Source organism: Microcystis sp. LE19-41.2A (assembly GCF_027530405.1).
GTDB classification, from domain to species: domain Bacteria; phylum Cyanobacteriota; class Cyanobacteriia; order Cyanobacteriales; family Microcystaceae; genus Microcystis; species Microcystis aeruginosa.
Genome location: NZ_JAPZQJ010000077.1, coordinates 1 through 23,910, shown reverse-complemented (window position 1 = coordinate 23,910; position 23,910 = coordinate 1). Strand labels below are relative to the sequence as shown.

The 23,910-nt window shown below is 43.1% G+C and carries 27 protein-coding genes, 1 tRNA gene and 1 pseudogene; 12 read left to right on the top strand and 17 right to left on the bottom strand.

Features of this window, described 5'->3' with window-relative positions; genetic code table 11:
* The first annotated feature begins 234 nt into the window (after positions 1–234).
* Positions 235–1,578 (top strand): DUF3370 domain-containing protein, encoded by a 1,344-nt coding sequence (locus O9290_RS03380; RefSeq protein WP_288055496.1) that lies wholly within the window; start codon positions 235–237, stop codon positions 1,576–1,578.
* Positions 1,579–1,585: 7 nt separating this feature from the next.
* Here the strand turns inward: O9290_RS03380 and O9290_RS03375 are convergent, their stop codons facing one another.
* Both O9290_RS03375 and O9290_RS03370 read right to left on the bottom strand, forming a co-directional pair.
* Positions 1,586–2,098 carry a TolB family protein gene (locus tag O9290_RS03375; RefSeq protein ID WP_288055494.1) on the bottom strand — a complete coding sequence of 171 codons (513 nt, stop codon included), beginning with the start codon at positions 2,096–2,098 and terminating at the stop codon, positions 1,586–1,588.
* Positions 2,099–2,121: 23 nt separating this feature from the next.
* Positions 2,122–2,337 (bottom strand): hypothetical protein, encoded by a 216-nt coding sequence (locus tag O9290_RS03370; protein ID WP_002761575.1) that lies wholly within the window; start codon positions 2,335–2,337, stop codon positions 2,122–2,124.
* 219 nt (positions 2,338–2,556) lie between these two features.
* Between O9290_RS03370 and O9290_RS03365 the strand changes: the two genes are divergently transcribed.
* A tRNA-Asp gene (locus O9290_RS03365) sits at positions 2,557–2,630 on the top strand.
* A gap of 85 nt (positions 2,631–2,715) precedes the next feature.
* Here O9290_RS03365 and O9290_RS03360 read toward each other — a convergent pair.
* Positions 2,716–5,250 carry a glycogen/starch/alpha-glucan phosphorylase gene (locus O9290_RS03360; protein ID WP_288055491.1) on the bottom strand — a complete coding sequence of 845 codons (2,535 nt, stop codon included), beginning with the start codon at positions 5,248–5,250 and terminating at the stop codon, positions 2,716–2,718.
* Between the two features lie 169 nt (positions 5,251–5,419).
* Here O9290_RS03360 and hpnA point away from each other — a divergent pair, with 169 nt between their 5' ends.
* Positions 5,420–6,406 carry a hopanoid-associated sugar epimerase gene (gene hpnA, locus O9290_RS03355; protein ID WP_002759104.1) on the top strand — a complete coding sequence of 329 codons (987 nt, stop codon included), beginning with the start codon at positions 5,420–5,422 and terminating at the stop codon, positions 6,404–6,406.
* Between the two features lie 176 nt (positions 6,407–6,582).
* On the opposite strand, the gene crcB (O9290_RS03350) is transcribed toward hpnA, so the two are convergent.
* Together crcB (O9290_RS03350) and crcB (O9290_RS03345) are read right to left on the bottom strand one after the other, a co-directional pair.
* Complete coding sequence (crcB, locus tag O9290_RS03350; protein WP_288055488.1) at positions 6,583–6,987, bottom strand: fluoride efflux transporter CrcB; 405 nt, start codon at positions 6,985–6,987, stop codon at positions 6,583–6,585.
* A gap of 145 nt (positions 6,988–7,132) precedes the next feature.
* The gene (gene crcB, locus O9290_RS03345) at positions 7,133–7,522 is read right to left on the bottom strand and encodes a fluoride efflux transporter CrcB (RefSeq protein ID WP_002759101.1); all 390 of its coding nucleotides are present in this window, start codon (positions 7,520–7,522) and stop codon (positions 7,133–7,135) included.
* A 122-nt stretch (positions 7,523–7,644) separates the two neighbouring features.
* On the opposite strand from crcB (O9290_RS03345), the gene rsmA reads away from it, so the two are divergent.
* Positions 7,645–8,451 carry a 16S rRNA (adenine(1518)-N(6)/adenine(1519)-N(6))-dimethyltransferase RsmA gene (gene rsmA / locus O9290_RS03340; protein WP_002759099.1) on the top strand — a complete coding sequence of 269 codons (807 nt, stop codon included), beginning with the start codon at positions 7,645–7,647 and terminating at the stop codon, positions 8,449–8,451.
* A gap of 17 nt (positions 8,452–8,468) precedes the next feature.
* A complete protein-coding gene (gene ispE / locus O9290_RS03335) occupies positions 8,469–9,410 on the top strand; it encodes a 4-(cytidine 5'-diphospho)-2-C-methyl-D-erythritol kinase (protein ID WP_288055484.1) in 942 nt (313 codons plus the stop codon).
* 21 nt (positions 9,411–9,431) lie between these two features.
* Here the strand turns inward: ispE and O9290_RS03330 are convergent, their stop codons facing one another.
* Genes O9290_RS03330 through O9290_RS03320 form a run of 3 tightly spaced genes read right to left on the bottom strand, consistent with a single transcriptional unit; the run spans position 9,432 to position 10,895 of the window.
* Positions 9,432–10,244 (bottom strand): urease accessory protein UreD, encoded by an 813-nt coding sequence (locus tag O9290_RS03330; protein WP_288055481.1) that lies wholly within the window; start codon positions 10,242–10,244, stop codon positions 9,432–9,434.
* The gene (locus O9290_RS03325) at positions 10,244–10,768 is read right to left on the bottom strand and encodes a hypothetical protein (protein ID WP_288055479.1); all 525 of its coding nucleotides are present in this window, start codon (positions 10,766–10,768) and stop codon (positions 10,244–10,246) included. Before O9290_RS03325 ends, O9290_RS03330 begins: the two co-directional genes overlap by 1 nt.
* Positions 10,722–10,895, bottom strand: coding sequence for a hypothetical protein (locus O9290_RS03320; RefSeq protein ID WP_002759093.1), 174 nt, complete (start codon positions 10,893–10,895; stop codon positions 10,722–10,724). Before O9290_RS03320 ends, O9290_RS03325 begins: the two co-directional genes overlap by 47 nt.
* A gap of 186 nt (positions 10,896–11,081) precedes the next feature.
* Between O9290_RS03320 and O9290_RS03315 the strand changes: the two genes are divergently transcribed.
* Both O9290_RS03315 and O9290_RS03310 read left to right on the top strand, forming a co-directional pair.
* A complete protein-coding gene (locus O9290_RS03315; RefSeq protein ID WP_002759092.1) occupies positions 11,082–11,330 on the top strand; it encodes a helix-turn-helix domain-containing protein in 249 nt (82 codons plus the stop codon).
* On the top strand, positions 11,327–12,052 hold the full coding sequence (locus O9290_RS03310) for a hypothetical protein (RefSeq protein ID WP_002759091.1): 726 nt from the start codon (positions 11,327–11,329) through the stop codon (positions 12,050–12,052). Before O9290_RS03315 ends, O9290_RS03310 begins: the two co-directional genes overlap by 4 nt.
* A 1-nt stretch (position 12,053) precedes the next feature.
* On the opposite strand, the gene O9290_RS03305 is transcribed toward O9290_RS03310, so the two are convergent.
* Positions 12,054–13,217, bottom strand: a complete 1,164-nt coding sequence (locus O9290_RS03305; RefSeq protein ID WP_288055476.1) for a DNA cytosine methyltransferase — start codon at positions 13,215–13,217, stop codon at positions 12,054–12,056.
* 255 nt (positions 13,218–13,472) lie between these two features.
* Here O9290_RS03305 and gyrA point away from each other — a divergent pair, with 255 nt between their 5' ends.
* Positions 13,473–16,025: a DNA gyrase subunit A gene (gyrA, locus tag O9290_RS03300; RefSeq protein ID WP_288025712.1), complete on the top strand. Its 2,553-nt coding sequence runs from the start codon at positions 13,473–13,475 to the stop codon at positions 16,023–16,025.
* 177 nt (positions 16,026–16,202) lie between these two features.
* Here the strand turns inward: gyrA and O9290_RS03295 are convergent, their stop codons facing one another.
* The 3 genes from O9290_RS03295 to O9290_RS03285 all read right to left on the bottom strand — a co-directional run bounded on the left by O9290_RS03295 (position 16,203) and on the right by O9290_RS03285 (position 18,440).
* Complete coding sequence (locus tag O9290_RS03295) at positions 16,203–16,733, bottom strand: ComEA family DNA-binding protein (protein WP_002759087.1); 531 nt, start codon at positions 16,731–16,733, stop codon at positions 16,203–16,205.
* Entirely contained in the window at positions 16,733–17,128 is a 396-nt protein-coding gene (locus tag O9290_RS03290) for an NINE protein (RefSeq protein WP_002759086.1), read from the bottom strand. The genes O9290_RS03295 and O9290_RS03290 overlap by 1 nt, the downstream gene beginning before the upstream one ends.
* A gap of 76 nt (positions 17,129–17,204) precedes the next feature.
* Entirely contained in the window at positions 17,205–18,440 is a 1,236-nt protein-coding gene (locus O9290_RS03285; protein ID WP_288056443.1) for an RNA-guided endonuclease InsQ/TnpB family protein, read from the bottom strand.
* A gap of 142 nt (positions 18,441–18,582) precedes the next feature.
* Here O9290_RS03285 and asnS point away from each other — a divergent pair, with 142 nt between their 5' ends.
* Entirely contained in the window at positions 18,583–19,947 is a 1,365-nt protein-coding gene (gene asnS / locus O9290_RS03280) for an asparagine--tRNA ligase (protein WP_288056445.1), read from the top strand.
* 243 nt (positions 19,948–20,190) lie between these two features.
* On the opposite strand, the gene O9290_RS03275 is transcribed toward asnS, so the two are convergent.
* Positions 20,191–20,352, bottom strand: coding sequence for a hypothetical protein (locus O9290_RS03275; RefSeq protein ID WP_155120386.1), 162 nt, complete (start codon positions 20,350–20,352; stop codon positions 20,191–20,193).
* 8 nt (positions 20,353–20,360) lie between these two features.
* On the opposite strand from O9290_RS03275, the gene O9290_RS03270 reads away from it, so the two are divergent.
* Both O9290_RS03270 and O9290_RS03265 read left to right on the top strand, forming a co-directional pair.
* Positions 20,361–20,663, top strand: coding sequence for a hypothetical protein (locus O9290_RS03270; protein ID WP_002759084.1), 303 nt, complete (start codon positions 20,361–20,363; stop codon positions 20,661–20,663).
* Entirely contained in the window at positions 20,651–20,878 is a 228-nt protein-coding gene (locus O9290_RS03265; RefSeq protein WP_002735928.1) for a hypothetical protein, read from the top strand. Before O9290_RS03270 ends, O9290_RS03265 begins: the two co-directional genes overlap by 13 nt.
* 219 nt (positions 20,879–21,097) lie before the next feature.
* Here O9290_RS03265 and O9290_RS03260 read toward each other — a convergent pair whose 3' ends face one another.
* On the bottom strand, positions 21,098–21,334 hold the full coding sequence (locus O9290_RS03260) for a DUF6887 family protein (RefSeq protein ID WP_223212995.1): 237 nt from the start codon (positions 21,332–21,334) through the stop codon (positions 21,098–21,100).
* Entirely contained in the window at positions 21,331–21,615 is a 285-nt protein-coding gene (locus O9290_RS28410) for a DUF6888 family protein (RefSeq protein ID WP_502846440.1), read from the bottom strand. Before O9290_RS28410 ends, O9290_RS03260 begins: the two co-directional genes overlap by 4 nt.
* 258 nt (positions 21,616–21,873) lie before the next feature.
* On the opposite strand from O9290_RS28410, the gene O9290_RS03255 reads away from it, so the two are divergent.
* Positions 21,874–22,863 carry a PEP-CTERM sorting domain-containing protein gene (locus tag O9290_RS03255; RefSeq protein WP_288056448.1) on the top strand — a complete coding sequence of 330 codons (990 nt, stop codon included), beginning with the start codon at positions 21,874–21,876 and terminating at the stop codon, positions 22,861–22,863.
* 34 nt (positions 22,864–22,897) lie between these two features.
* Here O9290_RS03255 and O9290_RS03250 read toward each other — a convergent pair.
* Both O9290_RS03250 and O9290_RS03245 read right to left on the bottom strand, forming a co-directional pair.
* Positions 22,898–23,408, bottom strand: a pseudogene (locus O9290_RS03250) (PIN domain-containing protein).
* Positions 23,405–23,650: a UPF0175 family protein gene (locus tag O9290_RS03245; protein WP_002748168.1), complete on the bottom strand. Its 246-nt coding sequence runs from the start codon at positions 23,648–23,650 to the stop codon at positions 23,405–23,407. Before O9290_RS03245 ends, O9290_RS03250 begins: the two are co-directional and overlap by 4 nt.
* Between the last annotated feature and the right edge of the window lie 260 nt (positions 23,651–23,910).

The following is a 23,910-nucleotide window of genomic DNA, read 5'->3' as shown; positions in this document are numbered from 1 at the left end:
CGTTAAAAGTTGTCAGATGCCCCCCTTATTAAGGGTAGGGTTGATTCATGAATCAACCCTACCTTATCAAGGGGGGCAGGGGGGATCGAACCTAAAATCCATTTTTAATTTAATTATAACCAGCTACTTAACACCGGAAAGAAATATTAACCAATCCTCTAGATATAGACAAACAGAATACTATCTAAATTGAGCGAGCCAGTAATGCTATGATCAAAAAATAATTATCTTGAGATGGTAATTTGTGTGATGTTACCTTTTTTACTACCCATTGCCCAAACTCCTCCTATTGTAGAAATAATTCGACCGGTGCAGGTGCGTCCTTTACCGAATCAACTAGATCAAGTTCCCGTTTTTAATAGTAATAGTCCCGAATTATTGCTAGGAGAAGGGATTTTGCTTTCGACTTTTCCCCCCCAAGAGAAAAGTTTTCCCTCGGCCCATTTAAATTATGCTTTTCAGGGACGCTTTGATATTTTTGCCCACCATATAGCGAGGGGGAGTTTTCCCGATAATTTACGCAGCCTTTATCTGGGTATATTACTCCACAATCCTAGTTCTAATCCCGTGACCGTTAAAATTCTGCAAGGAGCTAGTTATTTGAGTCAACCCGATGCAGCTTTTATCGATTTACCCGCACAAGTGGAAAATAATCAGGGGACGGTTTTTGCTGGGCCAGGAAGTCGGGTAATGGGGGATATTTTAATGGGGCAGCGTCAGGATATTTTTCCCGATAGGATTATTATTCCGGCGGGGGAGAGTGTTATGGTCTTAAATGCGGCGATTCCCGTGCGCGATTTGACTCCCCCTTTAAACGGTAGGTCCACTTATCTCCGTCTGGAAAGTGACGGTCTTCTCTACGCTGCTAGTTTAGCTCTTTATGCACCCCTAGATGAAAATGGGCAGGAAAGACCACCAAATCTGACAGAGTGGCAAAATTTGCTGAAAAAAGGCGATTTATCGACTCCGCGCGATCGAGCGCCCACTCCTCCCCATAGTCAAGGACAGATAATTTATGGACGGGTAGCGGGAGTGTCCCAAGGTTCAGCTTGGCCAGCCCGATTGGTCGATCAAGCTTCTTTATGGTTAAATATTCCTGATTCTGGTCAATCTATAGCCTATGGGATTAGCACCCTACCAGGAGGCAAACTGGGAACGGAACAAAATCAAAGTGCTAGTATGTTAGTTCGCTATCCCGATACGGCCTATCAAGCTCATGGTAATTACGGTGTGGAATATCGGTTAAGTTTACCTCTATTTAATCGAAGTGATGAGGCGAAAACGGTGACTATTGCGCTAGAAACACCGATTAAAGAGGATATTATTGGGCAGGGTTTGCGTTTTCTCGATCCGGCTGCCCCAGAAGTGTTTTTTCGAGGAACAGTAGCCGTCAATTATAGCGATGATCAAGGACAGGCACAAAGCAGATTTTTCCATCTCGTCCAAAGACGCGGACAAGAGGGGCAATCTTTAGTGAGTCTGACTATTCCTCCGGGGGATTGGCGTGTAGTACAGGTAAATTTTTTATATCCACCAGATGCCACTCCTCCACAGGTTTTAACGATTAAGACCGAGTAGAACAAGTTTAAAATTGGCCGTTAACGATCGCAATATTCCATTGACCGTCTTGGTTGGTTTCAAAGGCAATTTGGCGACCATCACCGCTAATGGTGGGATTGCGGACGCTTCCCCGCAGGTTAGCGGTTAACAGGGTTGCACGGGACTGGGAACGATCATAAACCATGACATCACTTTTACCGCGTTCGCTGGAGATATAGGCAATTAAACGACCGTCAGCATTCAGAGATGGCTGATCTTGGCTAGAATCGCCACGATTTAGGTTAGGAAGATTAACTAAGCGCTTTTCTTGCAGATCGAATAAATATATACTACGACGACCGGAGCGATCGGAAGCGAAGGCTAAATAGCGACCATCAGCACTATAACTGGGGAATTGATCGGGAGCAAAACTATTTAAACCACCGGCGGGAACTTGGGGAGTGATCAAAAGAGGAGAATTACAGCCACTTATCCCCGATAACAGCCCAAAAGAGGCCAAAAATCGCCCCAGCCAGACAAAAAATTTTTTTTCTTTCATCTTGACTTTTGACCCCAAATGTGCTAGTAACTTTCTTCCTTGCCGACGGTTTTGAGGGTAAGTAGTTGATTGCCTTGACTGAGACTATCGGCGATCGCTTCTCGAATCGGCAGGTCAATAGTGGTTTCAGCGAGGATTTCTTGGGCTTTTTGCCGCAAATCTGCCCCAGTATCGGCATCTACTTGGTCTAGATCGAGTAATTCTTGCGATAGCTGTTCGATCGAATTCGGGTTAGTCATAGCTCAGGCTCCCAACAAGCTTAATTACAATCCCATGGTAAAGAGGATCCCTCTCTACCATGGGATTTTTTGGCTTTAATTCAGGATTGATACCAATCCAACTTTAAAAACCCAGTTATGAATTGTTTCCCACTTCCCCACTTCCCTCAAAAAAAATTTTCCCAGAGGTGCTTGACATAACCCTAATGATGAAGTTACAATCAGAAATGTGGCAAAAATGGGATTGTAGTTCAATTGGTTAGAGCACCGCCCTGTCACGGCGGAAGTTGCGGGTTCGAGCCCCGTCAATCCCGTAGAAATCTAGATTAGAGTCGCTCAAGGGTGGTTAACCTGTGGGCAGTAGGATAAATGAACAGGATACTACTGCCTAGATTGCTTCTAATTTACCGATAAACCGGCATTGGCTTGAGTATAATCGGGTAATTCAATCTTTACCGGTTGTACCCGCCAGATTTCCTCGCAGTATTCCCGAATCGATCGATCGCTAGAGAATTTACCCATGCGGGCCACATTAAGAATTGCTAAACGACTCCAATGTTCTTGATCTTTATAAGCGTGACCGACTCCTTCCTGACAGTCGATATAGGACTGATAATCGGCCAGTAACATATAGGGATCATTGTAGATAAGATTATCCACAAGCGGGCGGAATAAACTACTATCACCCCGGCTAAAAAATCCCGAACCAATGAGGTCTAATACTGCCCGCAATTCTTCGTTATGGTAATAGTATTCTTGGGGATTATAACCAGCGGCTTTCTTAGCATAAACCTCCTCGGTTGTCAAGCCAAAAAGAAAGAAATTTTCCGCCCCCACCTCTTCACGAATTTCGATATTTGCCCCATCGAGAGTGCCGATAGTTAAGGCACCATTCATGGAGAATTTCATATTACCAGTTCCCGAAGCTTCTTTCCCGGCGGTGGAAATTTGTTCGGACAAGTCGGCAGCTGGATAAACCCGTTGACCGAAGGTGACATTATAATCGGGCAGGAAAACCACTTTTAAGCGTCCTCCAATCGTCGGATCATTATCGATCACTTCTGCCACAGAATTAATCAATTTAATGATTAATTTCGCCATAAAATAACCCGGGGCTGCCTTACCACCAAAAATAAAGGTACGGGGGGTAATATCGAGATTGGGATTATTTTTGATGCGATGATAGAGAGTAACGATATGTAAAACGTTGAGATGTTGCCGTTTATATTCGTGAATGCGTTTTACCTGCACATCAAAGAGGGTACTAGGATCAACTTTAATGCCGACTTTTTTATCGATATAATTGGCTAAATCTGCCTTAATATCGTATTTAATTTGTCGCCAAGAGTCCCGAAATCCCCCATCATCCACATAGTTTTCTAAACCGCGTAAATCCTCCAGATGCTTAATCCAATTTTCGCCGATTTTTTCGGTAATCGCAAAAGTCAAGCGGGGATTACTAGAAACTATCCAGCGCCGGGGAGTAACTCCATTGGTTTTGTTGCTAAACTTTTCGGGAAAGAGTTCATAGAAGTCGCGCAGAACATCTTTTTTAAGTAATTCTGTATGGAGGGCTGCCACCCCATTAATTGCCTGGGAACCCACACAGGCGAGGTGAGCCATACGGACGTATTTTTCGCCGCTTTCATCGATTATAGACAAACGGGACATTTTGCCGTCATCATGGGGATAAATAATGCGAATTTTATCCAAGAAACGATAGTTAATTTCATAGATAATTTCCATTAATCGGGGGAAAAGACGACCAAAAATACTCAAAGGCCATTTTTCTAAAGCTTCTGGCAAAAGAGTATGATTGGTATAGGCGAAGGTATTTTGAGTAATAAACCAAGCTTTATCCCAATCGAAATGATGCACATCAATTAACAAGCGCATTAACTCAGCTACCCCGACAGAAGGATGAGTATCATTCAATTGTACCGACCATTTTTGATGAAAATTATCGAGACTGGGGTTTTCATGTAAGTGAATACGAATCAGATCCTGTAGGGAACAGGAAACAAAGAAATATTGCTGTTCTAAACGCAGTTCTTTGCCTTGAATTGGTTCATCATTAGGATAGAGAACTTTACTGATATTTTCCGAGTGAACTTTATTATCCACCGCACCATAATAATCGCCGCGATTAAAGCGTCCAAAATCAAAAGATTCACAAGCTTCTGACTTCCAGAGACGCATGGTATTAGCGGTGTTAACTCGATAGCCGAGAATTGGGGTATCGTAGGGAATTCCTTTGACTACATAATCGGGAATCCAACGACTGCGATAATTACCATTTTCGTCGGTATAGGATTCGGTATAACCGCCAAATTTTACCTCTACCGATGATTCCGGTCGGGCAATTTCCCAGGGATTTCCATACTGTAACCACTTATCGGTTATTTCCACCTGCCAACCGTCGTGGATTTCTTGATCAAAGATACCAAATTCGTAGCGAATACCGTAACCAATAGCTGGAATTTCTAGGGTAGAAAGGGAATCGAGATAACAGGCAGCTAAACGACCTAAACCACCATTTCCTAACCCCGGTTCTTCTTCCTGGGCAATTAATTCTTCTAGTTTTAATCCCGATTCGCTGACAGCTTTCTCGACTTGTTCGTAGATACCGAGATTAATTAAATTATTAGCCAAATGGGGACCGACTAAAAATTCGGCCGAGAGATAACAAACGGTTCTGACATCTTTTTTTAGATAGGTTTGTTGGGTGGTTAACCAACGCTGCAATAAACGATCACGGATGGTATAAGCTAAGGCCATGTAAAGATCGTTTTTGCTGGCTAATTCCGGTAATTTACCTTGAATATAGAGTAAATTATCCCTTAAAGCCCGTCGGATAGTTTCTGTGTCTAATCCTGTTCTGTCGTCTTCGATGATAATCGGACAAACAAAACTCGTGTCTGGAGATGGATCCATAGGAGTGTTTTGACTGAAGATTGGCTGCTCTTAGTCTAAGATAACCCGCCCTGAAATTTTATCAAGAAAAGCTTAAATCTTGACTAAGATTAAGGTATAGTAATGATGAAGTTAAGGTGATTAAGTTTCAATTACCGATAGGAAGCGAAAATAGGGGAAAGTTTGAGCAATGCGTGCTTTTGTGACGGGTGGAACGGGTTTTATCGGGGCGAATTTAGTGCGATTGCTTTTAGTCGAAGGCTACCAAGTGCGCGTCCTCGTCCGTCCCCAGAGTAATCTCAGAAATTTGCGGGGTTTAGACGTGGAAATTGTCCGGGGTAATTTAAATGATGAGAACTTATTTAAATTAATGGTCGGATGCGAAGTTCTCTTTCATGTAGCGGCGCACTATTCTCTCTGGCAAAAGGATAGACATCAACTCTACCAAAACAATGTTTTAGGTACAAGAAATGTGCTAGAATCGGCGCATTTAGCGGGAGTTGCCAGAATAGTTTATACCAGTTCTGTGGCGGCTATTGGAGTAGGTAAAAAGGGTGAAAGTGTCGATGAAACTTATCAAAGTCCCGCCCATCAATTGGTGGGTTATTATAAAAAATCAAAGTATTGGGCAGAACAGGAAGCATTGAAAGCAGTGCAAAGAGGACAGGATATCGTTATAGTTAATCCTAGTACGCCGATAGGAGCCTTTGATCTTAAGCCTACACCCACTGGCGACATTATTCTCCGTTTTTTGCGGCGAAAAATGCCCGCTTATGTGAATACGGGATTAAATCTAATTGATGTGCGCGATGTGGCCTGGGGACATTTATTAGCTTTAGAAAAGGGAAGAACTGGCGAAAGATATATTTTAGGTCATCAAAACACTTCTTTAAAAACCTTGTTGACAGAATTAGCCGAAATTACCAGCATAAATGCTCCGAAAATTGTTTTACCTTTTTGGATTCCTTTACTAATAGCTTGGCTGGATGAAAAAGTTCTTCCTGTCTTCGGAAAATCGCCCTCTATACCCCTTGATGGCGTGAAAATGTCAAAACAGTCCATGTACTACGATTCCTCGAAGGCAGTGCAAGAACTGGGCTTACCGCAATCGCCGATTAGACAAGCTTTAGCTGATGCCGTCAATTGGTTTCAAACCAATGAAGACATTACTTATTAAGACTGAGTAGGAAGGGAAAAAGATGGTCTCAATTGTGCTGAAATGCTTAAGTAGTTAGGTGTTAAAAGTTGTCAGACACCCCCCTTATCAAGGTAGTAGGGTTGATTCATGAATCAACCCTACTATGAATCAACCCTAGGGACAGGGGGGATCAGACGCAAAATCTATTTAATAATTCATCTAGGAAAACCTGTTCTTGCTAAAATAACTCCAATTTTAAGCGCAATCATCCCCCCAAAAACACTGCCGAGCCAATAAATTAAACCGAAAGTCAAGTTTCCCTGCTCTAAAAATTTGTTGACCTCCAAACTATAGGTAGAAAAAGTTGTATAGGAACCACAAAAACCCGTGACAAGCATCAATCCTAATTCTGGGGCAATTATACGAATATTTTCCTTAACCATAGTAAAGATATAGGCAATAATTAAACAGCCAGAAACATTGACAAAAAATGTCGCCCAAAATCCCCATTCTTGACCAAAGATACTGTCAATTAATTCCGCAATATAAAAACGACTTAAAGCCCCAAAAATAGCCCCAATCGCCACGAATAAACCATAACGACCCCTGAAAAAATTCATGCTGTCTCTCCTGCCCTTCAATAGTAAATAAATTGGAGAATTAAGTAGCTGGTTATAATTAAATTTAAAATGGATTTTAGGTTCGATCCCCCCTTAATCCCCCCTTGATAAGGGGGGCATCTGATAGTTTTTAACGCCTACCTACTTAACCTAGAAAAAATTGGGCAATAGCTGCCCCGATTCTCACGGCAATCAATCCGAAAATTATACTAGCAACGGCAAAAAAAAGACTGAGAAAATTTTGCTGATTGCGCCAGAGGATCAGGATATCTAAACTATAGGTAGAAAAGGTGGTATAAGCTCCTAAAAATCCCGTTCTCACCATTAAATCTAGTTGGTGGGAATAAAAGGGAACACTGGGTAAAATAGCCCAAAAAAAGCCGATAGCTAGACAGCCAGTTAAATTAATAATAAAGGTTCCAGATGGAAAGTGCAAGCCGAATTTCGCTTTTGTCCATTCGGTAATATGATAACGAGATAACGCCCCTGGAACCGCTCCTGCTACAATTGCGAAAACATCGTTCAAATCTGACATTGTTTCTAATTTTTTTGCTATCTTTGCCTAGGCTCTATGATAATTGATGCGGTTATCGATCGCATGGCCGATATTTTCAGGAGTGTTATTGTCAAGGACAAGCTGACATTCAGGATAAACGTATGAAAATTCAACCGCGTAAACGTTTTGGACAACATTGGTTAAAAGATGAATCGATACTCGATCGCATCATCAGCGCTGCTGATTTACAATCAGAGGATCGGGTATTAGAAATCGGACCGGGTACAGGCATTTTAACCCGTCGTCTTCTCGATGGCGCTCAATTGGTTGTCGCTGTAGAAATCGATCGATATCTATGGACAATTTTAAATAAAAAATTTGGCCAACAAGATAACTTTCATCTCATCCCAGGCGACTTTCTTACCCTTAAACCCGAGCAACTGCCGCCAGTTAATAAAGTAGTGGCTAATATTCCCTATAATATCACCGGTCCGATCCTGGAAAAGCTGCTCGGTTCGATCGCCCATCCCTTCACCCCCCCTTACCAGAGTATTACCCTCTTGGTCCAGAAAGAAGTCGCCGAAAGATTAGTCGCTGTCCCCTCCACCAAAGCTTACAGCGCTCTCAGCGTCCGCATTCAATACCTTGCCGATTGTCGATGGATTTGTGATGTCCCCCGGCGAGCCTTTTCCCCACCTCCCCGGGTGGATTCGGCGGTAATTCAGCTTTTACCCCGTGTTTTCCCGAAAAATGTCGGTAATGCGGCCTTTTTGTCCACTTTAATTAGCTGGGGTTTTGCCAACCGGCGCAAAATGTTACGCAATAATCTAAAAAATTGTCTAGATAGCGATCGATTAAGCCAAATCCTGACACAATTAGAGATTAATCCCCTCGCTCGCGCCGAAGATCTCAGTTTATCGCAATGGATTGACTTGGCGGAAAAATTAGGTCAATTGCCAAAATTTTAGATTTTTTTTCTTGACAAATGCACAGTTATACCCTTCTAGCCCCCGCTAAAATTAATTTATATCTAGAAATCGTTGGCGATCGCCCTGATGGTTTCCACGAGTTAGTCATGGTGATGCAGACGGTGGCATTATGCGATCGCATCACTCTCCGGCCGAACGGATTGCAGGAATTCCGCCTCTTTTGCTCTCATCCCCTCGTCCCCCAAGATAGCAGTAATCTCGCCCATCGCGCCGCCACTTTGATGGCGAAGGAATTCCCCCGCCTCTTTGCCAATTACGGCGGCATCGATATCACCATCGAGAAACATATTCCCGTGGCTGCCGGTTTAGCGGGGGGGTCCACCAACGCGGCGGCGGTGTTAGTCGGCATCGATTTAATCTGGGAATTAGGCTTAACCCATCCGGAATTAGAAACTTTAGCGGCAAGATTGGGATCCGATACTTCCTTTTGTGTGACAGGAGGAACGGTTATCTGTACGGGAAGGGGAGAAATTCTCGATCCTATCGCTCCTCTGACTGGATTATGGGTGATTTTAGCCAAATACGATCATTTATCCGTTTCTACACCCTGGGCCTACCAAAGCTATCGGCAAAAATTTCAGGATACCTATCTGTCTTCTCCAGAGGAATTTCATCACCGTCGTCAGCAGGTGAGTTCCGGGGCTTTGGTACAAGCGATCGCCCAGAAAAAACCAGCCGCTATCGGCAAATTTATCCATAATGACCTCGAAAAGGTGGTTTTACCCCAATTTACCCTCGTAGCCGAGTTAAGACAGGTTCTAGGGGATTTAGGCGGCTTGGGAACGATGATGTCAGGCTCTGGCCCGACGGTTTTTACTCTCTGTTCATCTCAGGAAGTGGCGGAAACCATCGTTAAAAAGGCCCGGGAAATTCTCGTCGCTCCCGATCTACAATTTTGGATAGCTCCAATCACCGATACAGGCATTCAAGTGACTTGAGAAAATGACAATTAACCGCCTTTACCAAGACAACCAAACTCGCGGAATAATTGCATCTCGATCGCTCATTTCTCGCCTTAAAATTTGCCAAACCTGCTGAAACCATTGTCGCACTTCACCGCTAGAATTGCCCCGATAACGACATAAAAGACCATCTCCTAAAGTGCTAGTAACTCCCATCTCTCCTTCTAGGGAAAAATCTCTCACTTTCTCGATTAAATCTCTTCCCACCGGTTGACCGATATAAACTAAAGTACCGATCATGGCACTATTATTTAAACCAGAAAATCCCTCGATCATTTTACCACCCAACAGGAAGGAGCGATCGAGCCATAAAGGTTGTCCCGATCGCCAAATTTCCCAATTAGAATGCCATTCTCCCGCTAAAAATTTCTCGCCTCGCGCACTGCGACCAAAACGGGTAATTTCCCATCCCAACCAACTGCTATTTTCCCCTAAATCCACTCGTAAATGTTGGCGAAATACCGCACCATTAAAGATAATTGTTTCTTGGGGTAGCCATTCTAAACCAGCATTGTCATCGATTTTAATCTCGATTAATTGTTGAGCCATTTGACCATTACTCTGGTAAACTTTTCCAGCAGAAGCAGTGGTAATCAGGGCATTACTAGCGGCTTGGAGATGAATTTTTTGTTGAAGAACATCACCGCAAACTATTCCCCCCGCCGTGTGTAAAATCACCGTATGACAAAGGTTTTTTCCTTCGGGATAAAAAGGTCTTTGTACTTTTAAAGGGGCGGTAGCATAGACGTGATTAATCTCGGTTGCGAGATTTTTTTGCGTGTAAATTAGTTCTAGGTTTCCCTGCCACATTATTGATCCTCGGTCATGGTTTCTAGAAATTGCCGATAATTTTCAGGACTGAGATTAATTTTAACTTCTATTTGCTGTTCTTTATCCCTGATCAGTAAAATATATTCACTTTCTGCTTTTTTGCCAACCAGGAGAGGATTTTTTAGCTCGAATTTTTGATAAACCAGATGGGGTTTCGTCACCCGAATAACTAAATTAGGTTGGGATTGGGGATAAATATATAACTGCTCCTGTTCCCGATCTAAAATTAATTGTTTAGGTGTCATGCTTCTTTCGTCAGCAAAAGTAGATTTATGCCAATAGAGGGTAATCCCGCGAATTTGGGGCATTTGGATGCTAAACTTTTCATCAAAACCTTGCCGCTCCCAATTAATATCTTCCAGAGAGCCAGGATCGGGAATTAAACGCTGTTGCCAGAAGACTTCCTTAAGATTTAAATCTTGCCACCATTGGCTAATAATTTGGAAATTCTCCAGATTATCGGGGTGGGGATTGGCACTTTGCCAGAGGAGAGGGGTAAGCATTTTGGGGTAATTTTTGCGCTCGGAAAATCAGGATAATAGCGTTCGCTAGAGTTAAGGGATCATTAAGCTCAATCATCATCGATTCTTGAGCTGCCGATCGGGCCATAATATTAACTCTCGATCGCATTTTTATTTTATCCTAAATTATCGAGGGAAAAACTGCTAAAAAATCTGATTTTGTCCCCCTGTGAGCTGCCTTGACGATCTTTTGATTCTGATTAAGAGGCTGTTTGGTTGACGGGAGGAGAGGAAAATTATTCCTGTGACATATAGTCCGTGGACTTATCGTCCACTAAGGACGATTATAGACTTTATGGAAAAATCAAAAGCAGTAATTTTAAGGGCATTGGGGTTAATGATCCGAGAGCATAGAGCAGCTTTAGGCATATCACAAGAAGAACTAGGGCTACGTTGCCATCTTGATCGTACCTATATATCTGGACTAGAGCGAGGAGTAAGAAATCCTTCTCTTACCGCTCTTGTCACTCTGGCGAAGGGCTTAAACATAACTGTATCCCAATTACTGGAAAATTTAGAGATAGAAATAGAGAAACCGGAATGAGTTCTGATTTAGTAGAAGCTATAAAAGCAAAGTTTAAACAGGGTTCATCACAGTACAAAGTCTTCGAGTTATTATCAGATCGAGCTTGGCATTGTCGTACCTGTGAAGGGAAAAAAATAGCATCGGAGCAATATGCTGGTGGCGGTGGTATCCAAGGATTAGAGCGCGGAAATAGGAGCGGTCGCCAGGGGCTAGTAATAGAAACAAAACGAGAATACTGTCCAATTTGTCAGAAAACAACAACTTGGGATCGATGGACTGGAGAGATGCGAGCGGCGAATGCCTCTGCCAACATACCGCCTCAATTAGTGGCTAGAATTTTGGAGTTTTATCGATATAAAGATGTGATTGAAAACAGAATCAGACAGTCACATGAACTGGTTATTGACCATCGTTTTCCTATGGAACGTTGGGGGATAAGTGAACCAAGTCATGATGTCAATATGAGTGTAGCTGAGATGAGAAACAAGTTTCAGCTTCTCAAAAAAGATAGTGCGGGAAATCATAATTTATTAAAGTCAAGAAGTTGTGAAAAATGTATTAAAACTGGTAAGCGAGGAACACCAATGGATATCAGATTTTGGTATTCCGGTGGAGAGAACTGGCCGGAAAATATTCCTCAATCTGGAGCAGAAGCAGAACATGGCTGTGTAGGTTGCGGTTGGTATGATTTGGAAACATGGCGTAATTCTCTTAATATCAAATTGACTGAAGAGCGGTGATTTATCTTGCCACCTCTCCAATATTTTTATTACCTGTAGCTATTAGATTTAAGTAGGGAATAAGAGCATAGCCAATACACTCTGCCAAACGTGGAGGTACGGCGTTTCCAATTTGCCACATCGCTTTTTTCATTGTTCCTTCAAAAATAAAGGAATCGGGAAAAGTTTGTAATCTAGCCATTTCTCTGGCTGAAATAACCCGATTTAAATAGGGATGGATATGAGTACCGCCATGATTTTCTTTAATTGTCATACTTGGCTTACCCCGATACTGTCGTTTGAAGGCATCAACATAACTTTCATATAAGGAACCCCCGGGAGGAACTTGAGCTATTCTGGCCATATATTCGGGGGAGTGACGAGTCCATTCGTGATTGATACTGGGAAGAGGTTCATAAGCAGGTAAATCGCAGATAGCGGCTTCAATCGGTTGGTATTTCTCCGGTACTAATTGAGGACTTGGATAAGGATTTGGCATCCCAAATCTATTAGCTATGAAAATAGCTCTTGGTCTTATTTGAGGAACGCCATAGGCGGCAGATTCAAGAATTGCTATTGAAATATTTCCATAGCCAATACTTTGAAAAGCTTCCAGAATATTTTGCTTAATTTCTCCTTTTTTTATTGTTAAAATACCGGGTACATTCTCCATGACAACGTACCAAGGCTGTATTTCAGAAACAAGGCGGATAAATTCTTGAAAGAGATGATTCCTCGGATCATTAGCATCTCGTTTTCCAGCAACAGAAAATCCTTGACATGGTGGTCCGCCCACCACAAGATGAATGAATGGATTGCCAATTTTGGCCAACCATTCTTGAGTATTAAAATCATGTATATCACCACAAAAATGATGACAATTGGGAAAATTCTTTTGATGGGTTGCTGAGGCGATCGGGCTAATTTCTGCACTGGCTACAGGGTTAAAACCTGCTTGCAATAAACCTTGGGTGATACCGCCCGCACCGGAGAATAGATCGATAAAATTATAGCTATTGAGAGGCTTAAGCGGAACGTTAACATCGACCAGGACTTGATAGGGATCACGCTTTACCGTTGCTAGTTCGCGCTGAATTCTTTCGTAACGACCTAACTTGGCTTTTTTCTGTTTGCTTACCGCCTGACTTGGTTGATTATCTGGAAATAATGACAATTGCAAATCCATTACTTTAAGAACAAATGGCCTACATGACAATATTGTGACAGATAGTCCACAGAGTGTCAAGATGGGACTGGAATGAGGGAACAGACCTTCGGCAAACGTTTGAGTGCCGCCTCAAACCCCAAAAAAGAGGGATTTTATGGTAAAATAGTCGTACAAATGGGCATATTTTGCACATCAAAAGGGTAAAAACCCGATTTTTAGCGAATTTACTCACAAAAACGCTTTTTTTGCCTTGTTATTGGAGTTAACCCCCCTATGACCGCCGCCCAGGATCATGTCGTCCCCACAGACTTAAGCAATGAAATGTCCCGTTCCTACCTAGAATACGCCATGAGCGTCATCGTTGGGCGCGCCTTGCCCGACGCTAGGGACGGACTGAAACCCGTACACCGGCGCATTCTTTACGCGATGTACGAACTAGGATTAACCCCCGATCGCCCCTTCCGGAAATGCGCTAGAGTCGTCGGGGAAGTATTAGGAAAATACCACCCCCACGGGGATACTGCTGTTTACGATGCTCTTGTCCGCATGGCCCAGGATTTCTCCATGCGCGATCCCCTGATTAACGGTCATGGTAACTTCGGATCGATCGATAACGATCCCCCAGCAGCCATGCGTTATACCGAGTGTCGTCTGCACACCCTGGCCACCAACGCCCTACTACAGGATATAGAGTCAGAAACCGTCGATTTCGCCGATAACTTCGATGGTTCCCAACAGGAACCCGTGGTTTTACCCTCTAGAGTCCCGCAACTGCTAATTAATGGCTCATCGGGTATCGCCGTCGGTATGGCCACCAATATCCCCCCCCACAACCTGGCCGAGATTATCGATGGAACCGTTGCCCTCATCCATAACCCCGATCTCACCGATACGGAATTACAGCGTTATATCCCAGGGCCGGACTTTCCCACCGGGGGGCATATCCTTGGCAGAGACGGCATTCAGGAAGCTTACACCACCGGCCGGGGTTCCATTACCCTGCGGGGAGTCGCCTCCTTTGAAACCATCGAACAAAGGGGAAGACCCGATCGAGATGCTATTATTATCACCGAACTGCCCTATCAAACCAATAAAGCGGCATTAATCGAAAAAATCGCCGATTTGGTCAATGATCGCAAAATAGACGGTATTTCCGATGTGCGGGACGAAAGCGATCGCGACGGCATCCGGGTAGTGATCGAACTGAAACGAGATGCCTATCCCCGCGTCGTCCTCAACAATCTTTATAAACAAACGCCCCTCCAGTCGAATTTTGGGGCGAATATGTTGGCATTAGTCGATAACGAACCGAGATTACTGACCTTAAGGGAGTTTCTTCGGGTTTTCCTCGATTTTCGGGTAGAAGTGATCACCCGTCGTACCCGTTATGAACTCCGCAAGGCCGAGGAAAGGGATCATATCCTTCAGGGTTTACTAATTGCCCTCGCTAGTCTCGATGCAGTCATTGCCCTAATTCGCAGTGCGGCCGACACAGCTAGTGCAAAAGAGGGATTAGTGCAGAATTTTGGTCTTTCAGAGGTGCAAGCGGACGCAATCCTACAAATGCAGCTGCGACGGTTAACCGCCCTAGAATCGGAGAAAATTCAGCAAGAACACGGGGAATTACTGACAAAAATCGGCGATCTTCAGGATATTTTAGCCAGAAAAGAACGGATCGACAGCATTATCGAGGAAGAACTGCAACAGATCAAAACGATTCACGCTACCCCGCGTCGCACTCATATTGAACAACGGGAAGGAGAAATCGCCGAAACTGACCTGATTGCCAACGAACAAGCCTTAATTCTCGTCACCGAACAGGGTTACATCAAAAGAATGCCCGTTAATACCTTTGAGTCCCAAAATCGGGCGACAAGGGGCAAAGCTGGGGCGAAAATGAAAGAAGACGACGGCATCGATCACTTTATCACCTGCCGCGATCACGATAGCGTTCTCTTTTTCACCGATCGCGGGGTTGTCTATAGTCTCAACGCCTATCATATCCCCACCGGTTCCCGTACCGCTCGCGGCGTTCCCATCGTGCAACTGTTAGAGATTCCCAAAGGGGAGAAAATCACCTCGGTGGTGGCAGTCAGCGAGTTCAGCGAGGATAATTACCTGATTATGCTCACACAAAAGGGATTTATCAAGAAAACCGCCCTCGCTGCCTTTAGTAATATTCGATCGAACGGTTTAATCGCCATTTCTCTCGAAGACGGTGATCAACTACGTTGGGTTCGCTTGGCTAAAGAGGAAGATAGCGTCATTATCGGTTCTCGTCAGGGGATGGCAATTCATTTTAAGGCCGATAGTCAACAATTGCGCTCCCTGGGAAGGGCAACTAAGGGCGTAAAATCGATGAAATTGCGCTCAGGTGACGAATTAATTAGTATGGACATCCTGCCTAGTCAAATTGTCGCCCAAATCGCTGAATCTAACGAAGAAGAAACCGAGGACGAAAGCGAAGAAATTAACCCCGAAGTGGCTAATAATGGCCCCTGGGTGTTAGCGATTACCATGGCAGGACTAGGAAAACGGGTTCCCGTTACCCTCCTACGTCTGCAAAATCGGGCGGGATTAGGAGTCAGAGTGATTAAATTCCGCAAAAAGAACGATAAATTAGCGGCTCTGCACGTTGTTAACCCCCACGAGGAATTTATGATTATCACCGCACGGGGTATTATCATCCGTCAATCCGTCGATGCTATTACTCCTCAATCGCGATCGGCCGGAGGCATCCGGGTACAAAAACTCGATGAGGACGATGCGATCGCTGCGGTAGCCCTAGTTCCCCCTAATGATGGCGAGGAATCTGAAGACATTTAGAAAAGTTTGTTGGTGGGGTGTAGGGTGTGGGGTGTGGGGTGTGGGGTGTGGGGTGTGGGGAGAATAAATAAAACTAATCTTCTGTCTCCTATCTCCTGTCTCCTGACTCCTGACTCCTATCTCCTGTCTCCTGTCTCCTATCTCCTGTCTCCTGTCTCCTGTTCTGAGTATTTGGGATTAAAACTGGAAAAAGTGCATTAATTGGGAGATTTCCTGAGCGTCTAGGGATAAACGCCCTTTAAAATCCACAATATTCTTAAATAATCCCTGTTCTTCCCTGTTTTTAATAATGGCAGCTGCCAAATTATCGCTGATCAGGGGTAAGGTGGTTAACTGCTCGATCGAAGCGGTGTTAGGATTGATTTTAGGGGGTGCGAGGTGACTTTCCCGACTATAATAGGCAAATTCTAGAATCGGCTCCCAAGCTTTCAATCTAGCCACAGGAACACTCAAAGCAGCCGCTAGATCTTCGAGACAAAGCAATTCTACCCCCATACCCGACAATTCCACCAACATTCGCGCTTGATGGATGGATATCCCCGGCAATCGCAGCCAATCATCCACACCCGCTTGACTGACATTAATTTTAATGCCCAATTGCGCCGCCATAGCGATCTCATCGAGGGAACGAAAGCGATAATAGGGATCATTGCTAATTTTGGCTTTTAAAGGGTTAAAAGTGCGCCCTAACCAGTTTTGCGGTGTCATTATAGTAGTTGTCGCCGTTTTTCTTCAAATTCGTACTCAGAAATTAATCCTTCTTGCCGGAGGCGCTCTAATTCCCTTAAAGCTGCCCCGATCGCCTCTACTTGTTTAGGCTCTAAACTGGGGACAGTGGCAGCAGCGGTGGCAGTGGGAAAATAGTTAGCCAAAAATTGGTTATCTTGGATTAAATACCACACTGCATCGATCGCGCAAGCCACCCGGGGAATCGGAGTTTGCCAGAGCAGAAGATAAATAATTCCCCAGAGAGGTTGACCGAGATAGAATTTATGAATACCGGCGATAGGAAAGGGTAAAGCGAGAATGCTGCCGATAAAAGCCAAAAAAATCGCTAATTTACGGCTTTTGGGCTTACTTAATAATTTTTCCACCAGAAGCATGACACCTGTTCGAGATTGATTTTAGCCTGATCTGAACCTTCTATCGTGAACTACTCTCAAGGTCTTTGAGAGCTTCCTATTTCACGGGGGATTGCCTCAAGACGGACTTACGCCCAGCTTTTGGTCTTATATCCCCTCTATAGGCAGTATCGCTAGTTCCTAACGACAATATCCGTAAGGCTTCATCTCTGATATTTATCGCCGCATTTATGTCCCGGTCATGGATTGTTTTGCAATGTTCACAAGTCCATATTCTAACATCAAGCGGCAAACTACCCACTTGATTCAGACAGACATGACAAGTCTTAGAACTAGGGAAAAACCTATCAACTTCAATATAGGTTTTTCCCTCCCATTCTGCCTTGTATTTAAGCATTGTACAAAACATTCCCCAACTACAATCACTAATAGCCTTAGCTAAATTATGATTGCGTACCATGCCTTTGACATTGAGATTTTCTACCGCAATAACTTGGTTTTCGTTAACTATCTTACGGGATAGCTTGTGGAGAAAATCCTCACGACATCTTGAGATTTTAGAGTGAACTTTAGCTACTTTACCTCTAGCTTTTTGACGGTTGTTACTGCCTTTCTTTTTACGCGATAACTTTTGTTGTTTCCTTTTTAGATTACGTTGATGTTTGGCTAAATGTCTAGGATTATCATATTTACTACCATTACTGGTAATACAAAAATGAGTTAATCCTAAATCAATTCCTATGGCTTTTCCATCTATCCCCCCGCCTTCGTCACCCCCCTTATCAAGGGTAGATCCCCCCGCCTTCGGCACCCCCCTTATCAAGGGGGGCAGGGGAGATTGCCCGTCATCAACTAAAATAGAAGCGTAGTATTTACCGTCTGGGTTTTTTGAGATAGTAACGGTTTTAATTGTTCCTGCAAATTCCCGATGACGAACACAATAAACTAATCCAACTTTACCCGGTAATTTGAGGTAGTCACCTTCAAATTTAACCTTAGCTGGATAGCTAATTGATTGTTTACCATGTTTGGATTTGAATCTTGGTAATCTAGCTCGTTTCTCAAAGAAATTTTGATAAGCTTGGGATAAGTTCAAAGCAACAACCTGTAAACACTGAGAATAAGCATCTGTCAACCACTCATATTCTTTTTTGAGACTAGGCAATAGTCCCTGAATATAGTTTCGTGTCAGTCCTTTTCCTGTGGTTTTATAGGTTTCTTGGCATAAATTCAGGGAATAATTCCAAAACCAACGACAACAGCCAAAGCTTTTTGCTAAGGCTATTTCTTGCTCGGTATTAGGCTTAAGTCTGAATTTGTACGCTTTGTACATAAGAGTTATCAAGAAACTATAACTATGATAACAGGGTTTTCGAGAATTGTCTATATACAAAGTCAGCAGAAGTCCATAAAAGCGAGGGACTTTTGCTGACATTCAGTTAAAATACTCTTTGGTTCTAACATAGGGATAAGCGATGACTACCAGAATCAAGGAAATCTTTCAAACAGGACAACCCGATCAATCCGTCACCGTGCAGGGTTGGGTGAGAACAAAACGAGAATTAAAAGAATTTACTTTCCTGGAAGTTAATGATGGCTCATCCCTGGCCAACTTACAAGTTATCCTCGAACCGACTTTACCCGATTATGAAAATGTACTAAAGACAATTAGTACGGGAACAGCGATCGCTGTTTCGGGAAATTTGGTTCTTTCCCCGGGTAAAGGGCAAAATATCGAGTTAAAAGCGGCCGAAATCACCCTTTATGGTGACTGTCCCCCGGATTATCCCCTACAAAAGAAACGTCATTCCTTTGAATTCCTAAGAACTATTGCCCATCTGCGAGCAAGAACCAACACCCTAGGAGCAGTAATGCGGGTTAGAAACGCTTGCGCCACCGCTATACACACTTTTTTCCAAGAAAAGGGCTTTATTTGGGTACATACTCCCATTATTACCGCTAACGACTGCGAAGGTGCGGGAGAATTATTTACTGTCACCAGTTTAGATTTAAAAAAACCCGCCAATTTTGCCGAGGATTTCTTTGGTAAACGGGCCTATTTAACCGTCAGTGGACAATTACAAGCGGAAGTAATGGCCATGGCTTTATCTAATGTTTACACTTTTGGCCCGACTTTTCGCGCCGAAAATTCTAATACTTCCCGTCATCTGGCCGAGTTTTGGATGGTGGAACCGGAAATGGCTTTTTGTGACTTGGAAGGAGATCAGGATTTAGCGGAAGCTTTTCTGAAATATATCTTTAAATTCGTTTTAGAAAATTGTCCCGAAGATTTGCAGTTTTTTAACGAACGTATCGATAAAACGGTGTTAAGTACGGCCGAGAATATCGTTAATAGTGAGTTTGGACGGATTACCTACAGTGAAGCGATCGAGTTATTAGAAAAAGCCGATCGTCAGTTCGAGTTTCCCGTAGAATGGGGCGTAGATTTACAGTCAGAACACGAACGTTATCTAGCGGAAGAACTATTTAAAAAACCCGTGATTGTCACCAATTATCCCAAGACAATCAAAGCTTTTTATATGCGTCTAGATGACAGTAATAAAACCGTTTCCGCTATGGATATTTTAGCGCCCAAGATCGGCGAAATTATCGGCGGTTCCCAACGGGAAGAACGATTAGATGTATTAATCCAAAGAATGCAGGAACAGGGAATGAATCCCGATGATTTGTGGTGGTATTTAGAGCTGCGTCGCTACGGTTCCGTTCCCCACGCTGGTTTTGGTTTAGGATTCGAGCGTCTGGTACAATTCATGACGGGAATGACCAATATTCGCGATGTGATTCCTTTCCCCCGTACCCCTTTAAGTGCCGACTTTTAGGTTGATGTCTAGAACCCACAGGAGAAAAGTTGTAATCCTCAAGCTTTCAGCACTAATTTGCTTGGTCTTTGGGGACTTGTACAACTTTATTGTACAAGTCCAAGCTCTTGAACTCCCCAAAAACCCCAAAATCTGAAGGGAGGAATGTAAAGATTTATTAAATTGTAGCTTAAAATACAGTTACGGGGGATAGTATGTGTGGTTGTATGGAGAATCGGTTATTATTACCTTTATCGAATCCGCTCAAAATACTACATCAAATGATAATTCATCATGGGATAGTGAAGATTGGGAGCAATTTGACCAACTCATTGCCAATTGTCTTGTAGATTCAGGAATTGAAGATTGAGCATCGGCAACACGACCACTATATTTATCGAACACCGAAACGAGAATCCTATCCATGATTGGGAATGAAATTTGAAGTTGTTACCCCTTTGGGATTTACAGTTAGAACTTCAGAAGGTTATTGGCAGAGGCTAATGGGCAAACATCCTGACCTTGAGGAGTTGGAGGAATTAGTGACCCTTACCCTAGCTTCACCAGATGAAATTCGACGCAGTAGCCACGATGCTGGGGTGCTGCTATTTTATCGCCAGCGACAGGAAAAACGTTGGGTTGTGGCAGTGGCTCGGCGTTTGAATGGAGATGGGTTCTTGATTACTGCCTACCAAACCGATGGGATTAAAGAAGGGGAAATGCTATGGCTCAAGTAAAAGTTTTCTATGAACCGGAAACGGAATTACTGACTGTCTTCTGGCAGCAACCCAGAAAGGAGCAGATTTGTACTGAACTGGGGGATGGGGTGATTCTGATTAAGGATTCCACCAGTGGCGAGCCGATTGGCTTGGAAATTCTCTCCTATCGCCCTGGGGACAATCGCTTTGATGCAGTGAGCGTTGAACTGGGGCAGTTGAGTCCCGTCCGTTGATATTGGTCGTGATTCTGGTTGTCCTCTAACTTCCGAAATCATCTGGGCGTTGAGGATGGGTTTCATGGTGGATAGCTCGTCAGGGAGAGAAATGTAAAGATTTATAAATTGTAGCTTTTGATACAGTTGTGGGGGGTGTGTGCTGTGCTGTTATCCTCCTTCTGTCTTGGGTTGGGCTATTGCTTGACCTGACTGCGAGAGAGTGCGATCGCACTGTATCTAAGTTAACTCATTTTGCTGAAAATTATGACGGGAATCTTGACGCATTTGTTCAATAACTTCGGGATATTTTTCCAGATCTTCTAAGGAGTTTAAAGGTGGATAAACTACTCGATCTTTTCTTTCATTTACCTTATCTACATAAGCATAAAAAGCCTCGTCATCCTCACGATGAGATAATACATAACTTTTTAATTCTTGAGATGTCATAGTTTTAAAATTAGGTTTTTGATTCATTTTATCCATTGTCCATTAGGTTTAATTTCAATCTCAATACCTTCACCAATTAACATGAAAATATTTTTAGTACGATCATCCAATCTTATTAAGTTAATTGGTAAATAAAACCTTGTTGCCCAACAAGATAGGGTATAACATTGCAAGAGTTGTGCAAGTGTCGGAATATTTTTCCCTCCCAAAACCGAACGAATGACACTAATTATAACAAAATAGAGAATCTGCTTCAACAACTTCGAGACAGAGATGAACGCAAAGACGAATCCGACATACCGCGCCACAATAACTCAAGAAAGAGGATAGTTCGTCTGAGAAGGAGTAAAACAACGGAAAACACCTGAGACTCCCTGCTCTGTCAACCCCTAAGCTAGGGAGAGAAATATAAAGATTTATTAAATTGTAGCTTTTGATACAGTTGTGGGGGGGAGTGTGTATGCTTCTGCTATCTCCCTTTGGTGTTGGGTTGGGCTGTTGCTTAACCTGGGTGCTAGAGCGAGATCGCACTGTATACATCAAATAAAGATCAGGGAGGTAATTAGGTGATTGTGTTCAAAATTAGGTTAGTAACACCAATTCTGTTAGCAGGGGTAGCAACTGCGATGGGATTGACTGCTCAAGCTAATGCCTTAACAACACAAAGTTGTATCTTAGTAGGGGATACTTTTGACTGCTTTCGAGTACCTAATGCAACTGAAACTTTTGCGACATCCATCAATAATAATGGCGATATTGTCGGTTATTTCAATTCTAACAACACACCCAACCAAGGCTTCTATAGAAGTCCACAAGGTGACTTAAATATTTTAAACTTTCCTGGTTCTATCGAAACCACACCTCAAGATATAAATAATCTTCGACAGATTGTAGGAAGTTACTTAGATAGTAATAGTGTATTCCATGGTTTTATTTTTAATAGTGGTGCATTTACAACTTTTAATACACCGTTCAGTGACAGTATTATTGCTGGCAGTAATGACTTGGGCGATATAGTAGGTCAATACTTCGACAGTGACACTCAAACAGTTCGTAGTTACCTATTTAGTGAAGGTATTTTTTCTCTTATTGATGTCCCTAGTGCTACTAACACATTTGTTAGTGAAATAAACAATAATCGTGAAATTGTCGGTGACTACTATGACAGCGAAGGAAACGCACATGGATTTATTTTGAGAAACAATACTTTCAGTGCCATCAACTTACCGGGTGAAGGAGAAACATTTATTTATGATATAAATAACTTGGGAGATATTGTGGGAGTAAATGTACCGGAACGCCCCTCATCCTTAAGTGCCCGTGGTTTCCTATATAGTCAAGGAAGTTTCAGGACTATTCATGTACCTGGTGCTGTCTCCACGTTCACTACTGGAATAAATGATGCTGGTATAATAGTGTTAGCTGCAAAATCTGCACCAGAGCCTTCTTCTATTTTAAGCCTCCTGGCGCTCGGCACTCTCGGCGCAGGTGCAACCCTGAAGCGCCAACTAAAACCATCCAAATCCACCGAAAAAGAAACCACAAAAGTAGGCTAAATTGCCTCTAAAAATACCATAAATACCCCTTCATTCAATCTTGAGTGGGTTTATTTTTTTCTTCATCAACAATCTGTAAAACACTGCTGTATAAAGCTGCAGCAACCCAAAATCCTGCTCGATCAATCAAAGCGTCTAGCAAGGGTTTCACCTCAGAGATTAACCCTCGATTCTTCGCCTCAACCAAAATGCCCAGAATTCCTGTGTATCGAAGATTAAGTCTAGCAGCAATCCTACGACCACGACGCTCATCAATCAAAACTTGATCCGCTCCCAACTCAAGTGCCAAAGCAATAGCCTCAGCTTCTCCCTTATCTAGTTCACGACTCAAGAGCTTCAATCACTGTGCGGTTAGTTACCGTTCGAGTTTGAATCCAATCTAAGGTTTGGACTTCTATTGAACCTGCTACCGGAAAATCAGGCTCAGTTAATTCTCGATAAACTGCTTCGGGAATAAAAACTATTTCGTAAAGTTGTTGTAGCAGATGAAGTTGATTAATGGCGGCAAGATTGTTGATAGGGGATGTATCACTGACAACGATCACAATCTGCCCATCTCCCGCAAGTTCTTAATATCCTGTTCAAAATCTTCGACATCGTAGTGTACCGGAATTTGACGACTTGCAAGTAGGTGTTGAAAAGCAATACGATTCATTCCTGCAAATCGACTCGCTTGAGCAAGGGTGAGCTTCTCTTTTTGAAAGAGCATGACCGCAATTTCCTGCCTCATCTCAGCTTCAGTCATGCGTGTTGCACTGAGAATTTCATCGGAGATATCAATACTCATGGCTATAACCCTATCTATCCCTTCCTATTGGAATAATATCATAACCCCCTTCATTTAGTCAGTTGAGGGGGTTTATTTTTTGCGTCTCTTCCTCTTACACATTTTACACATTAAGAATCGGGGTTCTTCGTTACTTGGTATGGTTCGATAGGGGGGCATAAATCGACTAAATCCTTATCTGGCAAGAGACTTAATTGATTAGTTCGCTCTAGAGCAAAAACAATTGACAAAAATCGCTAAATGCTTTTCTATATAAGGGT

What these genes read in the sequence shown, in the direction of transcription:
- crcB (WP_002759101.1), bottom strand. Translation starts at nt 7,522, where the DNA reads ATGTCAGATTTGAACGATGTTTTCGCAATTGTAGCAGGAGCGGTTCCA.
- asnS (WP_288056445.1), top strand. Translation starts at nt 18,583, where the DNA reads ATGACTACCAGAATCAAGGAAATCTTTCAAACAGGACAACCCGATCAA.
- O9290_RS03305 (WP_288055476.1), bottom strand. Translation starts at nt 13,217, where the DNA reads ATGGATTTGCAATTGTCATTATTTCCAGATAATCAACCAAGTCAGGCG.
- O9290_RS03265 (WP_002735928.1), top strand. Translation starts at nt 20,651, where the DNA reads ATGGCTCAAGTAAAAGTTTTCTATGAACCGGAAACGGAATTACTGACT.
- O9290_RS03310 (WP_002759091.1), top strand. Translation starts at nt 11,327, where the DNA reads ATGAGTTCTGATTTAGTAGAAGCTATAAAAGCAAAGTTTAAACAGGGT.
- O9290_RS03260 (WP_223212995.1), bottom strand. Translation starts at nt 21,334, where the DNA reads ATGAATCAAAAACCTAATTTTAAAACTATGACATCTCAAGAATTAAAA.
- ispE (WP_288055484.1), top strand. Translation starts at nt 8,469, where the DNA reads ATGCACAGTTATACCCTTCTAGCCCCCGCTAAAATTAATTTATATCTA.
- rsmA (WP_002759099.1), top strand. Translation starts at nt 7,645, where the DNA reads ATGAAAATTCAACCGCGTAAACGTTTTGGACAACATTGGTTAAAAGAT.
- O9290_RS03380 (WP_288055496.1), top strand. Translation starts at nt 235, where the DNA reads ATGGTAATTTGTGTGATGTTACCTTTTTTACTACCCATTGCCCAAACT.
- O9290_RS03295 (WP_002759087.1), bottom strand. Translation starts at nt 16,733, where the DNA reads ATGACACCGCAAAACTGGTTAGGGCGCACTTTTAACCCTTTAAAAGCC.
- O9290_RS03245 (WP_002748168.1), bottom strand. Translation starts at nt 23,650, where the DNA reads ATGAGTATTGATATCTCCGATGAAATTCTCAGTGCAACACGCATGACT.
- O9290_RS03290 (WP_002759086.1), bottom strand. Translation starts at nt 17,128, where the DNA reads ATGCTTCTGGTGGAAAAATTATTAAGTAAGCCCAAAAGCCGTAAATTA.
- hpnA (WP_002759104.1), top strand. Translation starts at nt 5,420, where the DNA reads ATGCGTGCTTTTGTGACGGGTGGAACGGGTTTTATCGGGGCGAATTTA.
- crcB (WP_288055488.1), bottom strand. Translation starts at nt 6,987, where the DNA reads ATGAATTTTTTCAGGGGTCGTTATGGTTTATTCGTGGCGATTGGGGCT.
- O9290_RS03270 (WP_002759084.1), top strand. Translation starts at nt 20,361, where the DNA reads ATGAAATTTGAAGTTGTTACCCCTTTGGGATTTACAGTTAGAACTTCA.
- O9290_RS03315 (WP_002759092.1), top strand. Translation starts at nt 11,082, where the DNA reads ATGGAAAAATCAAAAGCAGTAATTTTAAGGGCATTGGGGTTAATGATC.
- O9290_RS03370 (WP_002761575.1), bottom strand. Translation starts at nt 2,337, where the DNA reads ATGACTAACCCGAATTCGATCGAACAGCTATCGCAAGAATTACTCGAT.
- O9290_RS03330 (WP_288055481.1), bottom strand. Translation starts at nt 10,244, where the DNA reads ATGTGGCAGGGAAACCTAGAACTAATTTACACGCAAAAAAATCTCGCA.
- O9290_RS03360 (WP_288055491.1), bottom strand. Translation starts at nt 5,250, where the DNA reads ATGGATCCATCTCCAGACACGAGTTTTGTTTGTCCGATTATCATCGAA.
- gyrA (WP_288025712.1), top strand. Translation starts at nt 13,473, where the DNA reads ATGACCGCCGCCCAGGATCATGTCGTCCCCACAGACTTAAGCAATGAA.
- O9290_RS03320 (WP_002759093.1), bottom strand. Translation starts at nt 10,895, where the DNA reads ATGCGATCGAGAGTTAATATTATGGCCCGATCGGCAGCTCAAGAATCG.
- O9290_RS03325 (WP_288055479.1), bottom strand. Translation starts at nt 10,768, where the DNA reads ATGCTTACCCCTCTCCTCTGGCAAAGTGCCAATCCCCACCCCGATAAT.
- O9290_RS03285 (WP_288056443.1), bottom strand. Translation starts at nt 18,440, where the DNA reads ATGTACAAAGCGTACAAATTCAGACTTAAGCCTAATACCGAGCAAGAA.
- O9290_RS03375 (WP_288055494.1), bottom strand. Translation starts at nt 2,098, where the DNA reads ATGAAAGAAAAAAAATTTTTTGTCTGGCTGGGGCGATTTTTGGCCTCT.
- O9290_RS03275 (WP_155120386.1), bottom strand. Translation starts at nt 20,352, where the DNA reads ATGGATAGGATTCTCGTTTCGGTGTTCGATAAATATAGTGGTCGTGTT.